The organism is Phocaeicola sartorii JCM 17136 = DSM 21941 (assembly GCF_054653615.1).
Window position 1 is genome coordinate 2,365,218 of the sequence record NZ_BAAIFW010000005.1, and the last position, 15,845, is coordinate 2,381,062.

Genomic DNA, 15,845 nt, shown 5'->3' on the forward strand with positions numbered 1-15,845 from the left:
CTTAGCCACCCCAATGATAAGTTGCTTATATTTTCACTTCATTCACCACCTGCCCGTCAAACAAATTAATGGTTCTTCCTGCATAGCCGGAATCATGCTGGGAGTGGGTAACCATTACAATAGTCGTTCCTTCTTTATTCAATTCGCTCAATAGTTCCATTACTTCTTTACCATTTTTGGAATCCAGGTTTCCGGTAGGTTCATCGGCTAGAATCAGTTTCGGATTGGCTACCACGGCACGGGCTATCGCTACACGCTGTTGCTGACCACCTGACAATTGCTGAGGGAAATGCTTTACACGATGGGAAATAGCCATGCGGTTCATCGCTTCTTCCACCCGTCGCTTGCGTTCTGCTGCCGGAATTCCCATATACAATAAAGGCAGTTCGATATTCTCGAACACGTTCAGTTCGTCAATCAGATTGAAGCTTTGGAAAACAAAGCCGATGACTCCTTTACGAAGGTTGGTGCGTTGGGATTCGGTAAATTTGGATACGTCTGTACCGTTCAGTTCATAGACTCCTCCTGTGGGATTATCCAACAAGCCAAGGATATTCAATAGGGTGGATTTACCACAACCTGAAGGCCCCATGATGGCTACAAATTCGCCTTCTTTAATTTCTAAACTGACATTGTTGAGTGCCCAGGTTTCCACTTCTTCCGTCTTGAAAATCTTTTGTAAGTTAACTGTCTTGATCATAATAGTAAGTTTCTTATTAATTGTTAATTCTTTTATGCTTAATTATTCGGATCCAATCTGCCTCATATCTTCTAAAGATAAACAGCAAGAATCATGCCGATGATATAGTTTCCTTGTTATCAATGAAATATGTATTCGTTCCCTTCCTCCGGAACGTGCGGTTATGCACAAATTATGTGCGAAAGAGCACACTGTATGTTCGTTTTATTCGTTCTTGATTACTTCCGCCGGATTCTCGTTGGCTGCTTTCCATACTCGCCGGGCTATGCTGAATATTATAATCAATGCAATACCTGCAAATATAGAGATAAATGGGAAATAACCCATCTCCACTTGTCTGTTATATCCCTCGATCCATTTTTTCATGATCAGGTAGGAAATGGGAAAAGCAATGATGGACGCTGCAACCAGCAATAACAAGTATTCCTTGAGAAACATCCTGATAATTGTTTTTACTGTTGCGCCATTTACCTTGCGGATGGCAATCTCTTTGCGACGTTGTTCACAAGCAAGAGTAACCAAGGAGTATATTCCGAAAACGGAAATAATGATACATATCATGGATGCGAATTCCAGTAGTTTGTGCAAGGCATTTTCTGAACGTAAATAATCATCATATACTTCATCTTCGCTGAACAGGCGCAAAACTTTATCGGGATGTTCCTCTTGAACCATCTTTTCTATCAGACGTTTGCATTCGGGCCAAGTCCCTTCTTTATACTTGAACAGAATACTGGCACGGAACCACATGTGCTTTTGTTTCTCTGTATTTATAAAAGCGGTATTCGGTATTTTGGTTGTAGGCGATTTGTAATGACAATCCTTTACGACACCTATGACAGTAAATGTTTCGTCAAAACCTTCCGGATAGATATGTTTTCCAATAGCTTCTTCGGTTTGCCAACCCAATGTATGGGCGGTTGATTCGGTAATCAGCATATCCGTAGCCAATGACTTTTCGGAAATCCATTCGCCGGAAAGAAGTGTCATGCCATAGAATTGACAAAACTCTCCGCTTGCATAGATCATGTCCAATGTTTCTTTTTCTTTGACCGGCTTGTCCAGTCCGTCCCTATTATTGATTCCCATCACCATCATAGGCCCCGTGCCCACTAAGGGATAATATTTCGGAGGAAGTATGTCCGTGACCATGGGCAGAGCAGCTATTTTACTGCTCCATGTATTCATATCCACATTCATCCAGATAGAAATGCTGCCAATGTTATGGTGTATCATTCCCAGCTCTGTATGTTTCAGGAAATTCAACTGCTTATTGATGATTACTGTAGAAGATATAATGGAAAGGCATACGGTTAATTGTACAATCATAGAAGTTGTACGGAACATATTCCCGTTTTGTCTTCCCTTGCCCGTTTCCAGAGAGGATTGCAACGTGCGTTTTTGGAATAGATAAATAGGAACCGTGGAAACGATGGAGGCAAGGATGGATATACCGGCAATGTATGCTAGTGATTCACTATAAATGGCAGAACGCGAAAGGACAATACCTGCATAGTTTATGAATGCCGGCAATAATATTTCTATCAGCAGCATACCTATAAGGATGGATGAGACAAGGATCATTGCATATTCTGTGAGCAACAATGCAATGATTGAACAATTGGGCGCTCCGTTCACCTTACGTAATGCCATCTCTTTTTGACGGGAACGGATACGATTGACAAACAAGGTAAGGAAATTCACAAAGGCACAAATGATAATCAGGATGCCTACTACAGAGAAATACACAATATGATTGAACTTGATAATCACATCATTTTGATGAGGAAAATCCTTGTCATAATGAAGTGAAGTGAGAGGTGTCAGAAAGAAAGTGGTTATTCCTGTTTCCCCATAAATATTTTTCTTCATTTCATCCGGAAAGTTTTGGTTCATTTTATGGGTCAGGGCCTTCACATCGGTATTTTTTTTCAGTTTTACTATAGCATTGAACAAATGAAAATCCCAACCTCTTCCATAATTGGTGTCACCAATAAAAGCATAGTGGAATGAAGAATGTTTGCTCCAATCTGATACAACGGCACATATCTTCTTTTTCTTTCTGTCCAGTTCTATTTCTTTTCCCAATGGATTCTCTTTGCCGAATAATTGTGTTGCCATTTCTTGTGTGATAGCAACTTCCTGGCTCTCGCGCAGCATGAAGTTTGTATTTCCATCCAACACTTTTATATTCATCATCTGCATAAAAGTGCTGTCGGACGATGCCATATTTACTTCCAACCATTTATCGTTGTCCTTCAATTTGCACAACCTGATGTTGAATACACTATATTCTTCAATCTCTGGATAATGACTCTTTAAATACTGTCCCAAGGGGTGGGGGATTCTGTGGGTCAATTTCCCTTTCTCGAAGGAATTGTTTACTCTGACCGCATACATGCGTCCGGCATCTTGGTGAAATGCATCATAGGTCATTTCATAGTGTATCCAGTATGCAGACAGAGCAAAACATGCGAAGCCTACAGCCAATCCCAGCATACTGATAACCGATTGTGTCTTATATTTAATCAGGTTTCTGAATGCTATCTTCAAATAGTGTGTTGTCATAATTAAATTATATTTTTATTCGTTCTTGATTACTTCCGCCGGATTCTCATTGGCCGCTTTCCACACACGCCAGCTGATTCCAGCTATGACTGTCAGAGCCAGCCCTACAAAAATAAGTAGGAATGGTAACGGGCTGATACTGACCTGCCGGACATAGTTTACTATCCAATGTTTGATAATGGCGTATGTGATTGGAAAAGCAAACAGTGCGGCCATACAAAGCATTCCCAGATATTCGCGGAAAAACAAGAGCAGGATATTCCATACGGTGGCTCCGTTCACTTTACGTATGGCTATTTCTTTACGTCGTTGCTCGCAGGTGAGAGTGACCAGTGAATAGATGCCGAACAGGGCGGTAAGTACACAGATCAAAGAAGCAAAACTGAGCAAACGGGTAAGCATATCCTCCGAATACAGATAGTTGTTGTACACTTCTTCTTCACTATCTATACGAAGTATTTTATCGGGCGGACACGCTGTACGATAAATATCTTCGAGGGCCTGGCGACATTCGTTCCAAGTACCTTCTTTATATTTGAATAGGATTCCGGCACTTCGTTGCATCAATCCCATTTCTTCTCCAACTACAAAACCTGTATTGGGTATGGGCAGAGTGGGAGCTACATAATGACAGTCTTTCACAACTCCGACAACGGTATAAGTTATGAATGATTTAAAAATATGTTTGCCTATCGCTTCTTGAGGTGTCCAACCCATCCGGCGTGCCAACGATTCATTAATAATGATTTCTTCATAGGTAGAAAAGTCATTGAGAAATTTGCCTGCCAGCAAGGTGATGCCATAGAAGCGAAAGAGTTCTTCTCCTCCCAGAAACAAATTGACAGGCAGGGGGACATCAAGCGGTGTGTCCAGTCCGTCCCAATTATCCCATTGCCCGATGGCTATAATTTGGGAGGCTAAAGCACTATAGTTGGGAGGTAGGACTTCCGTCACCATAGGTAATCTTTTTACCTTCTCAACCAATGGGAGCATATTGTAATCGCCTCTGACAGAGAAACTTCCCCTGTTATGGAACTCTATGCCCAAGTCACGATGACGCAGATAATCTAACTGCTGGTTCATCAATACCGTACAGCCGATAAAGATGAAACATACAAGAAGCTGTAATACAATACTGCCTTTGCGCAAAAGAGAGCCGGTAGTACGTCCGGCATCATGACGCAGGGAAAGGTGCAAGGAGCGGCGGTACAGAAAGTAAAGCAAACCGATGATGGCTGCTAGAATCAGCATGGAAACCAATGTAACAAATAAGCACGTTTCGGCATAAAGAGCCGATTTGGGGGCATCGATTCCTGTCAGTTCAATGAACTGCGGCAAACATATTTCAATGATCAGAAATCCTGTAAAGACGGAACCCGTCAGCAGAAGCAGGAACTCAATAGTCAGCAGATAGACAAGTGACCGTACATTTGCCCCGTGTATCATTCGTAAAGCCATTTCACGTTGGCGAATCCTCATGCGATTGATAAACAAAGTGAGGTAATTGATGAGTGCACATGCAATAATCAAAATACCCGCTACTGAAAAGTAAACAATATAATTGAAGGTGATAGCTTCCTCCTTCCCATCACGAAAATCTTTGGAGTAATGTAATTCGGACAATGGGGTCAGATAAATCCTTTCTATTCCGGTTTTTCGTGTTTGGGTTACTTGTTTTAATTCGTGAGGCAAACTGGCATTTATCTTAGCTTCCAGTTCCTCCACTTTAGTATCGGGCTTTATTTTAATCAACATATTCCAAGTTATATACCACCAGGTTCTTCCCAATTCCGGATTGCCGATTAATTCAAAAGGGAAACAAGTATGTGTATTTTCTGCCCGCACTACTGCACAGATCTTTTTAGCCCGGTGCCACATTTTTACTTCCCTTCCTAAAGGATCTTCTGTGCCAAACCATTTCTTTGCCATTTCTTCCGTTATGGCAATTTCCGCATTATCTTCAGGTAACATAAAGTTACGGTTCCCTTTTATAATTTGAATATCCATCAGTTGCATCCATGCGCTGTCTGCCGATGAGAACATGACATCCTGATAGTTGTCATTAACACTAATCCGTTCAGAATTAATATGAAAGGGGGCTGCAACTTCTATTTCAGGAAAATGTTCTGTCAGATAATCAGCGAGTGAGTATGGGACTCGGGAGGAGATTTTTCCTTCGGCATATTCATCATTGGTGCGTACCATATACATACGATCTACATCCTGACGGAAGCCATCGTATGTGATTTCGTAATGTATCCAGTAGAGCGATAAGGCGAAACATACAAAGCCCATCGCTAGCCCTAGGATACTGACCACTGTCTGGACTTTATACTTTAACAGATTTCTTATCGCTACTTTTAAATAGTGTTTTATCATATCTCAATAGCTATTTAATTATTCGTTCTTGATCACTTTCGCCGGATTGATCCGTGCTATTTTCAAGATGCGGAATAAGACCGTAAGAGTAGTAATGAATGTGATACCCATAAAAATGCCTGCCCAGTACAGTATGCCATCATTAAAGAATACGATGTACGTTCTTTTCCACATTTGCATGAATGCATAGATTAAAGGAAAGGCTATGGTGGCAGAGCCTGCCAATAATCCCATATAAAGACGGGCGAACAGGAAAATGATTTGCTTTAATCCGGCTCCGTTTACCTTTCGGATAGCCACTTCCTTTTGCCTGCGCTCCGTGTCCAATGTAATGGCTGAATAAACTCCCAGTAAAGTAATGATCAGGCTGACAATGGAGAAGAACAGAATAATTCCTTTCAATTTATTTTCTATGGCTTGTGCCTCGTATATATCCTCTTGCAAAGTGGTGACTTTAGGGTGGATACTTTCCGGAAGCGTTTCTTTCAATGTCTTTTCTACCAGCGCCTTGACTTCGGCTGTTCTCTCCGGATCGCATTTCAGATAGCAATGACCCACGAAATAAGTGAAGTCACTGGGCAAGAATGCAAATCCGGGGCTTTGATTGTATACGTTGGCAATAAAGTTGGCACATACACCGCAAATGGTATAACCATCCGAGTTATTGTACAGCGTAGTTCCTAACAGGTCTTTTTTCTGGCGTTCCACCGCAGTTTGGTCCACTACCAGGTCTTCTTGGGTCTCCAGCGGCCGACCCGTCAGTAAAGGTATATTCATGAACCGGAAGAAATTAGTGGATACAGCCATGGTGTTTATTTCAAAACCGCTCTCCCGGTTGTCTTTTTCTGTCAGCATCAGGTTTCCCGATACTCCGTTCAGATAGCTGATATCTGCCAGCAGTTTGTCTTGCACACCGGGATATTTGGATACCCGTTCTATCAAAGCCAGTTTTTCTTCGTTCTTCATGAACATATAATCTATGGGGAAGCTCAGTATATTGGCTTTTTCTTTTTCAGTCAGTGTATTGAACAGAGTCGATTCTGTTTTCTCCGCTTGCATATAAAGAGCTACGGTCAATGAGACAAAGATCCAGCATATAAAAAACTGAATACCTAACAGCATATTCCGCATTCCATGTTTATGACGTTTTATCTCACTGCCGTGAATACTTGTCCGGATGGCTATATAACGTATGCGCAATACAGTGGCAAAGCATAATATCATACATAAAAATAAAATGAATCCCATATACTCTGCTGTTTGTACGAACAACAGATTTTTTTCGATGATAAGAACAAAATCGAATAAACTGAAATTCAAATAAGGGCTGATTATTTCTATCAGACAAAAGGTTAGCAAGAAAGCGATTGATGCAATGACAACCGACTGGACAAAGAGCTGGTAAAAAAGTTGCCGGTTTCCGCTGCCCATGACTTTGCGTATTCCATACTCACGATTACGGTTTAGAAAAGTCCCCATAAGGAAGTGGAAGAAATTAAGCAGTCCGGTCAGTAATATCAGCAGGCCTACCACCATGGTTATTCCTGCAAAAAAAGGAGCGATGGATTTATTCCAAAACTTCTCTCCAAAGGATGAAGCCGTTATGGCTGTTTCTTCGTCATAGAGGCGGTGCTTCAGATTCATGGAGTGAAAACGAGCTTCTAACTTTTGGGCTGTTTTACCCGGATGAAGCAAAGCGAAGCCCCAACCGCCGGTCATATTGCCGCGGTCGCTGAATTGCAATGTTCCTTCACTGTCATTCAAGGTCAGCATATCCAGCTTTTCCAGAAAACTTAGGCTGGTGTTCAGCGGTATATCTTCTATCACAGCCTGAATGGTATAAGCTATACCACCCGTGCGGGGAGTGGTCTTTGGTGCGGTAAAAAGACGTTGTGTCAGCATCATACGCTTGCCTATAGGATTTTCAGACTCACCGAACATTCTTTTTGCTAAAGACCGGGTCAATATGACGGCATTGGGCGTGTTGGCAGCCACTTCCCATGATCCCTGTATAATCCGAGGGGTAAATATTTTTCTAAACAGAGAGTCTACCTCCATTGTATTCAAGTCATTGTATGGTAATTCCTTACCTTCTTTTATCTCTACGTTATAGCTTCGCTTCCGGGGGTAAACGGCAAACGTAAAGTCTTCCACTTCATCAAAGCCTTGCTTGCGTAAATGCTCAATCAGCGTTGCCGGAATACCGGAATACAAATCGCCCCGTGAGGTATATAGGCTGATATCTGCTATACGTTCCTTATGGGAGAAGCAGGAGTCTGTCCCGTTGATGAACCGGCTGCAATAAAGGCAGATGCTGAAACATAATATTCCTACGGATAATCCTACCACAGAGATCAGATTCTGTATCTTATATTTTAATAGTTGGCGTACTGCCATTTTTATATAGTGACTTAACATGTTTCTATCGTTTTATAAAGTTATTCGGTTTTAATAATTTTAGCTGGATTAATATGGGCTGCCTTTTGTATTTGGTATGCTAAGGTTCCCAGTGATATGACTATAACTAATAGCAATGATATGATGAAAATGTCTATGCTGACAGGTGCTTTTACTGCAAAATTCTGAGTATAGGTATTTATCAGGTAATAAGCTAAAGGAATAGCTATGACAAATGCTATAATCAAAACTATTATATATTTGCGGAATAACAATCTGTAGAGGTCTTTGATGCATGCACCGTTCACTTTGCGAATCGCTATTTCCCGATATCGCTGGCGAATGTCAAAAAGAGAAATTCCCAATAAACCAAGGCTGGAAACAATAATGGCTATACAGGCAAAGATGGAATAAACAGTGGCTGTTTGGCGGTCTTGTTCATACATCGCTTTGACATCATCTTCCAAAAAAGTATATTCAAAGTCTTTGCTTCCATAGACTTTATATTCCAGATTACGTAAAAAATCAATCATTTCTTTCTTTTTGCCAGGTGCATAAGCTATTTGATAAAGATCGCCACTGAACCGTGTTCCGACAGAATAGATAGTGGGCTTGACTCCGGCGGTCAGATGCCCTTCAAAATAATCTTCTACTACCGCAACGATAGGTTGGAGAGACGTGCCGGAATTAGCTCTTTTTTTATTTTCTTCAATCACTCCGGCACCATGGATGGAAGTATAGCCTAATGCTTTCAGTGCAGCTTTGTTTACCACAAGAACGGTACGCCGATCTTCTTTATCCATATCGGGTATCTCGCCTTCAATCACTTTTATATCATATAATTTGAAAAAAGTGGGAGTGGCGTAGCGAATATTTAGAAACACCTTTTCTCCCTTGTCATTCAGATAGTTTGTGCCAAAGGTAGGAGTAAGGATATTCTCATAGCTAGGTTCGTACAATTCAATAAAGGGACAAGTGTTAAGTTCATTATCCAACTGCATGACACGCTGGCGGCGTTGTTGCATACTTTCATAAGTATAACTACTGAAATCTTTCGATTCATATACTAAATTTACGTTCATGATGTTTTTAGTACGGAATCCTGGTTCGGTATTTAACAACATTCCAAGTTGCCGGTTAAAATAAAGTGAAAGCACCACCAACAGAAAAGTTATCATATACTGTGTCCCTAAAAAGAACATGCGGGAATGGCTGGAATGACTTTGTCCGCTGATGGAACGGATGGAAAGAATAGGGGAGGTGTAATTGTATTTGATGTATGGATAAATAGAAGTTATCATCGGCAGCAATACTAAAATACCTATCGACAACCATCCGTCGAAAGCTGTATAAGAGAAGTGAATGCCAAATACATATTCAGCAGGAATGGACAGTATTTCAATAATAAGCCAGGCTGCTGATAAGGCGCTCAGCACCAATAATGTATTTTCAATCCAGATATTGGCGAACAATGTTCTGCCACAGGCACCAAATACTTTCTTTAATCCATATTCTTTTCCGCGGCGTAATAATGTCACCAGGTAAAGATTGATAAAATTCAAGACTCCGGTGAGAAGCAATAACAGACACACACCGGACAAAATGATTAACTGAGAACGGTTTCCCGAAAGGAACATGGCAGGTTCATGATCGGTTAAGGAACCATTCCAGTAAATATCCTTCACGGGAATTAAAGAAAAAGTATGTGTACGGGTGTCATATTTAGGGTCGTTTATATACCGTGGAACACTACCTGCTTTATTGATGGCATTTATATCTGTGCCGGGCAGGAAACGATAGAGTTCCGTATTCATCCTTTCCCAACGTTGGGATAATTTAGAAGAGAGGATGATATCAAAGTTAATGGTCGTTTTACACTCAGGTTCTCCCACGATACCTTCTATGGTAATGTCTTTGCCATTACTATAACGCAGCACTTTACCGATCGGATTTTCGCGACCGAAGATCTTACGTGCATATTTTTCAGTCAATAATGCCGATTGAGGTGTTGAGAGGGATAGTTCTCCTTGTACTGCCGGATAATGAAATAGTTGGAAGAATGCACTATCGGTAACGAGACAACGTGCCGGAAAACGGTTGTCGCCAGAGATTACATAATCTTTTTCCAACGGAATATAGGTGCTCATCGTTTCCACAAAGCGGTTGTCAATGGAAATGGTGTCATAGTTATATTGTTTCAAGCCGCTCAGTCCCCGGCTGCCTTCAGTATTGGTGCAGATGGCATAGACATGCTCCCTGTCCATACAATGGGTGTCCACCGTCAGTTCCCGATGAATATACCGCATCAGGATGATGCAGCAGGCCAGGCTGAAAGCCAGTCCCAACAGGTTAATGACAGTATATGATTTAGAGCGCATCAAAAAGCGCAAAGCATATTTCAGTGTTTTCATCTTTTGTATGTATTTATTCTGATTTTATAATTTTTGCCGGATCAATTTGAGCGGCTTTGTGTATTTGCCAAATTAATGTGCCCGATGAAATAAGGGAAATGGTAACCAAAGCCACTAAATAAATTCCTGCACCTACAGGAACTTTCAGCACAAAATCCCGTGTGTACATATAGATGAGATAATAGGAAAGCGGAACAGCCAATGCAAATGCACAACCTATGACTTTGATATATTTGCGGAACAACAGCGAGTAAAGGTCTTTCATTCCTGCACCATTCACTTTGCGGATGGCTATTTCGCGATAACGCTGGCGGATGTCGAACAGGGATAATCCAAATAATCCCAAACAGGAGATGATGATCGCTATCAAGGCAAAGACGAAGTAAACATTTGCCGTTTGGCGATCCTGAGCATAAAGTTTGTGAACTTCATCTGTCAGCCAGGTATAGTTGAAGTCTTCAGTATTGTATATTTCTTTCTCTATCTTTTTCAGATACTCTATGACTTCTTTTTCTTTGCTGGGTTTGATGGAAATCAGATAATTGTCACCGTAACCGGCTCTTCCTACGATGAATGCCATTGGCTTTATTCCTTCAGTCAAGTGCCCTGGGTAGTAATTGTCTATTACCGCCATGACCGGCATCAGTTTGGTCCCTCCTTCTTCCATTTGTCCGTCTTGAGTCCGTACTACCCAAAGAGGAGTCTCACTTCGCACGAAAGCGTCTTTCAGTTGGTTGTAGCCAAATGTTTTCATGGCCGCTTTGTTCAGCACTATCTTGTAGTCAGCCCAGCCGTCAAACTTTTCAGGAATTTCTCCTTCCAGTACCTTCAAGTCATAGAACTGGAAAAATGTGGAGGAAATGAACAAGGTAGGTATGGACTGCTGCACATCTTTGTCATTCAAGATGGTGCAGATGGAGTTTCCCCCTAGAATCGTTATATTTGAAGTCATCCACAAGTCAATGTGAGGGCACTCGTTCAACAATTGTTTGATACGTAACTGGCGGGCAACACGGTTTGGCCCCGGATTGACTTGATTCTCGTGTAATAGTTGGGCTTTCAGAATGCATTCCGTACGGTATCCTGTGGGTGTGTTTAGCAGGAAGTCCAAGTGCTTGCCAAAGTAGAGTGAAAGGATAAGAAGCAAGGCCGTGATAACATACTGGGTGAACAGGAATGCCATGCGTACGGTAATGGAATGACGGTTTGTCGCTATCGAGCGGATAGATATGATAGGAGGAATGTAGTTGTATTTAATGTAGGGATAAATGGATGTTACCAAAGGCAGTAACAACAGAAAACCCAGTGACAGCTGCCAGTCGAAGGCGGAATACTCTATCGTTTCGTTCATGAAGCGGTTCACGGGTATCTGTGTGGTTTCTATCAACAGCCATGCGGTCAGCAGTGCGATGACGGCCAGCAGTTGATTCTCTATCCATATTTGTAGAAATAAGGGCAGGCGTTGCAGACCGAATACTTTCTTTACACCATATTCTTTGGAACGCTTCATCATGAATACCATATAGATATTGATAAAGTTTAATATTCCAACCAACAATAACAGCATGGCGACACCAGAAAGGATATACAAGTATGTACGGTTTCCGAACTGCATAATAGAGTCGTAATTATGATGGTGCGACATGGATTTCTCCCAATAAAAGTCTTTCCAGTTGACAAATTTCCAGCGTATCATGCTTCCACGGTTGTCCTTGTGGTACACATTGCTGACCATGTTGATGGCATCGGGATCCACACCGGGAAGGACTCGCATTAAAGAAGCGTATAGACGTCGCCAGTTGTCCATCAGTTTGAACGATACCAGCATGTCAAACCGGAGCAATGTCTTGCATTCCGGTTCGTCGACCACTCCACGGATGATGACACTTTTGCCGTTAAACTTCAAAACTTTTCCAACCGGATTTTCCTTGCCGAATATGCGGTGGGCATAATGACGGGTGATGATAGCGTCATCGGGAGCATTGAGACTGGCTGTTCCGGTCAACAGGGGGTAGCGGAAAAAGTGGAAAAAGGTGGAGTCTACGGCCAGTACGTTCATGGAGTAACTGCTGTTTCCGTGTACCACATTGTCTTGTTGTTGTACTACCATGCGGCATTGTTCCATCACGTGGTCTTCGGGGATATAGACCGAATCTGTTCCAACACCGTCTTGCTGCAAATTTCCAGGAAAAATGTTTCCCTCTATATCCCGTAACGGAATGATGATATGTTCCGGATCTATGCTATGCGCATCCACTGTCAGTTCACGATGAATATACCGCATCAGGATGATGCAGCAGGCCAGACTGAAAGCCAGTCCCAGCAAGTTAATGACAGTATATGATTTAGAGCGCATCAAAAAGCGCCAGGCATATTTTAATGTTTTCATTTTGCGCGTTTTATTTTAATATCAATTCTTCAGCGTCACCAAAGGTATCATATCCTGTGACAACTACAAACTCTCCGGGCTGTAAACCTTCTGTAATTTCATATTGAAGCGGGTTTTGGCGTCCTATGGTCAATGGGACTTTCACCGCTTTGTTTTTTGAGGAATTTATTTTATAAATCCATTGTCCTCCGGTAGACTGGTAGAAATTACCACGTGGAATGACTATGGCTTGTTCGGGCTGGCCTAATTCTATCTGTACTCGGAAACTCTTTCCCACACGGACATTTTCGGGCATTTCTCCGGTGAATACCAAATCTACATCGAACATGCGGTCTTTCACTTCGGGTACTACTTTTGTGATTTTCAGTGGATAACGTTTCCCTTGATAATTAACGGTAGCCGGAAGACCTGTTGTGATACGGTCTATGTAATATTCGCTTAAAGAAGTATGAATTTTATATTGGTCCAGTACTTTTATTTCAGCTATGCTTTCACCGGAGGCTACTTGTTGTCCCGGAGTCACTTTTACAAAACTCAATTGCCCGCCAGTCGGGACCTTTACGATCAGGTTTTCCAACCGTTCTTCCGCCCGTCTTAGCTTTTTGCTTTCGCGTTCCAAATCATTTCTCAATAACTCTTTGCGGATAAGAGTTACGGATGAGTCATGCTTCAAGCTTTCCATTTGCAACGCTGTGTTTTTTAGTTTATACTCATATTCGTCTTCAGACACTTGAAGTTCAGCCTTGCTCTTTATTCCCATCTTGAATTCTTCTTTGTCCAGTCCGAAACTTTTGCGCAGGCGTTCCATCTCGTATTGCGTCTGTAATGTCTGTTGTTTCAAGGTCAGACTTTTTTGCTCCATCTCTATTTCCTTCTCTTTATAAGTTATCCGTTGTTTCTCCCATTCGTCACGCTGGTCTTCAATGGAGCGAATCAAATCCGGATTGGTCAAGATCAACAACGTGTCACCTTGTTTCATCATATTACCTTCTTCTCCGACAATGCGTTCTACACTGCCGGCTTCGCGAGTATTCACCTTGATGGTAAGAATGGGCTGTACCAATCCTTCCACATCTACATACTCCATAAATTTGTCGTTTTTTACTTCAGCTATCTGAATGTTGTCTGTCTCGATACGCAGTTTGCGGGGACCTAATGAAAGGCTTATCACGTAGACAAGGAAGATAATGAAGGCCAGTGCGGCTACCATATAATAGCGATAGCGGATGTACCACGGTTTTTTTTCAATTTTTATATCCATATTAGTTTATACTTTTTAATACGATTTTTTATTTCTTCTTAATGCCTGATGATCAAGCATCTGCCGTCTTGCATCGGTCATACGGCTAAGGTTTCGGGACCGTGCATGAAATCTCTGCTTTTCTGAGGAAATCATATCCCGTCATACTTCTAAGACCATAATACAGACTCCAGTAAGTTTTCAAGGCTATTATATAATTTCTTCGTGCGGTATCTTTTTCTGTAATGGCGGCATTGAGATCCAGAATTGTCGATTTTCCCAAAATATAGAGCCGGCGTGCTACATCGTGGCGTCGGTCGGCAGTGCGGTCCGTCTTGGCGGCTACAGCTACGCGGTAGGCCTGGAGATTGAACTGGCGCACCATTTTACATACATTCAGTTCAAAATCTTTCATCCCCTGTTCAGCCTGTGTATCTACCAGGTCCACATTGGAACGGGCTACGCGGACGCGTCCTTTTCCGCGTCCCCAATCCAGTATCGGTAAAGAAATGCCGATACTGGCATACTGTTGGTTCATAGGGTTCCGGTAAGAGTCCGCAAATTTATTTCCGGTCTGGGAAAGTCCGAACTGTACATACAGATCTGCTTTCAAACCTGCATTGGCTTTTGCGGAAGCCAGTGCACTGCGGCTTTCCAGTTGTCTGCGTTTATATGTATCGGGGTCGGGACTGTTTTTGAAAGCCAGTTGTAAAGCCTCCTGTAAAGGGACTTCGAACTGCGGAATACTGTCTTCCGGAATTACCCGTAAATTTATCTCCCGGTTAATGCCCAGGAAGGAACGGAATGTCTGCATTTGGTCTTCCACTTCGATATGGGCATTCATCCTATTGGTTTCTTCAGTCAGTTTGTTTATCTCCAGCTGAAGCATTTCGTTTTCGGTAATGGTTCCTATATTATACCTTCCTTCGGCGTATCTGTATAAGGTGTCGGCGGAAGCATAGTTATAGGTGGCTATGTCGAGATTGGTTTGTGCGGTGGCCAAGTTGAAGAAAAGAGTACTGGTTTCTGAAGCTACAAGTTCCAAGGCTTCTGCGTATGCTTTACGGGCTTCCCGGTAGCGGAGGGGTTCGATGCGACGGTCCCATTTTAAAGAATTATATCCAAAAAGCCGTTGCTCGTAACCTATCACCAGGGGCTGGGTGTTATAAGCGGTAAGATTGTCCTCAAATTCATCAATGCGTTGGGTCGTACTTTTTACAAACAGGCTGCCACCTGTAAACCAGATATTCTGATTTATTTTCAGACTGAGGTCTGTACTTAACTGATCTTGCTTGATAAACTGGTTTGTTCCATCCGGTTGGGTAATCTTATTTATTTCCCGATTCAGCGTAGGAGATGAGGTTAATGTGACGGAGGGGAGATAGTTCGCCTGGAAAAAACGGTAATTCCAGTAGGCAGCCCGGTAGGTGTGACGGGCTGCCTGCGCCTCCGGTGAGTTTTCTTGTGCTATTTCAATGGCCCGTTGCAAATTCAGTGTCATTGATTCTTCTTGCTGTGCTGTGGCTGTTCCCGGACAGAGCAGAAAAGAGAGTGCTATAATACAATATAGTTTCATGTTTGTTCTTTATGTCTTTATTCTTGATTCGTACTTTTATCTTTATTATTATCAAAAGCTGATCAAATAGCGTGCCATTATTTCATCTGCTTGTCTACCAGATGTTTGTGAACTGTTATGCAAGAGCTTCCCTGTGCGTATCCGCACAAAAATAGTGCGGATATGCACATACAGCACACGGGAAA

General features: G+C 42.2%; 8 protein-coding genes. All 8 read right to left on the reverse strand.

Annotated elements, in window-relative coordinates:
• Positions 1 to 25: 25 nt before the first annotated feature.
• The 8 genes from ACYQ0C_RS09970 to ACYQ0C_RS10005 all read right to left on the reverse strand — a co-directional run bounded on the left by ACYQ0C_RS09970 (position 26) and on the right by ACYQ0C_RS10005 (position 15,660).
• Positions 26 to 700, reverse strand: coding sequence for an ABC transporter ATP-binding protein (locus tag ACYQ0C_RS09970; protein WP_016276641.1), 675 nt, complete (start codon positions 698 to 700; stop codon positions 26 to 28).
• A gap of 204 nt (positions 701 to 904) precedes the next feature.
• Entirely contained in the window at positions 905 to 3,268 is a 2,364-nt protein-coding gene (locus tag ACYQ0C_RS09975; RefSeq protein ID WP_016276642.1) for an ABC transporter permease, read from the reverse strand.
• Between the two features lie 15 nt (positions 3,269 to 3,283).
• A complete protein-coding gene (locus tag ACYQ0C_RS09980) occupies positions 3,284 to 5,647 on the reverse strand; it encodes an ABC transporter permease (RefSeq protein WP_016276643.1) in 2,364 nt (787 codons plus the stop codon).
• An 18-nt stretch (positions 5,648 to 5,665) separates the two neighbouring features.
• Positions 5,666 to 8,065 (reverse strand): ABC transporter permease, encoded by a 2,400-nt coding sequence (locus ACYQ0C_RS09985; RefSeq protein WP_016276644.1) that lies wholly within the window; start codon positions 8,063 to 8,065, stop codon positions 5,666 to 5,668.
• 20 nt (positions 8,066 to 8,085) lie between these two features.
• Entirely contained in the window at positions 8,086 to 10,455 is a 2,370-nt protein-coding gene (locus ACYQ0C_RS09990; protein ID WP_016276645.1) for an ABC transporter permease, read from the reverse strand.
• 13 nt (positions 10,456 to 10,468) lie between these two features.
• On the reverse strand, positions 10,469 to 12,844 hold the full coding sequence (locus ACYQ0C_RS09995) for an ABC transporter permease (protein ID WP_016276646.1): 2,376 nt from the start codon (positions 12,842 to 12,844) through the stop codon (positions 10,469 to 10,471).
• Positions 12,845 to 12,854: 10 nt separating this feature from the next.
• Complete coding sequence (locus ACYQ0C_RS10000) at positions 12,855 to 14,105, reverse strand: efflux RND transporter periplasmic adaptor subunit (RefSeq protein WP_016276647.1); 1,251 nt, start codon at positions 14,103 to 14,105, stop codon at positions 12,855 to 12,857.
• An 85-nt stretch (positions 14,106 to 14,190) separates the two neighbouring features.
• Positions 14,191 to 15,660, reverse strand: a complete 1,470-nt coding sequence (locus ACYQ0C_RS10005) for a TolC family protein (protein WP_016276648.1) — start codon at positions 15,658 to 15,660, stop codon at positions 14,191 to 14,193.
• Positions 15,661 to 15,845: the final 185 nt, after the last annotated feature.

What these genes read in the sequence shown, in the direction of transcription:
- ACYQ0C_RS09970 (WP_016276641.1), bottom strand. Translation starts at nt 700, where the DNA reads ATGATCAAGACAGTTAACTTACAAAAGATTTTCAAGACGGAAGAAGTG.
- ACYQ0C_RS09990 (WP_016276645.1), bottom strand. Translation starts at nt 10,455, where the DNA reads ATGAAAACACTGAAATATGCTTTGCGCTTTTTGATGCGCTCTAAATCA.
- ACYQ0C_RS10005 (WP_016276648.1), bottom strand. Translation starts at nt 15,660, where the DNA reads ATGAAACTATATTGTATTATAGCACTCTCTTTTCTGCTCTGTCCGGGA.
- ACYQ0C_RS09975 (WP_016276642.1), bottom strand. Translation starts at nt 3,268, where the DNA reads ATGACAACACACTATTTGAAGATAGCATTCAGAAACCTGATTAAATAT.
- ACYQ0C_RS09985 (WP_016276644.1), bottom strand. Translation starts at nt 8,065, where the DNA reads ATGTTAAGTCACTATATAAAAATGGCAGTACGCCAACTATTAAAATAT.
- ACYQ0C_RS09995 (WP_016276646.1), bottom strand. Translation starts at nt 12,844, where the DNA reads ATGAAAACATTAAAATATGCCTGGCGCTTTTTGATGCGCTCTAAATCA.
- ACYQ0C_RS10000 (WP_016276647.1), bottom strand. Translation starts at nt 14,105, where the DNA reads ATGGATATAAAAATTGAAAAAAAACCGTGGTACATCCGCTATCGCTAT.
- ACYQ0C_RS09980 (WP_016276643.1), bottom strand. Translation starts at nt 5,647, where the DNA reads ATGATAAAACACTATTTAAAAGTAGCGATAAGAAATCTGTTAAAGTAT.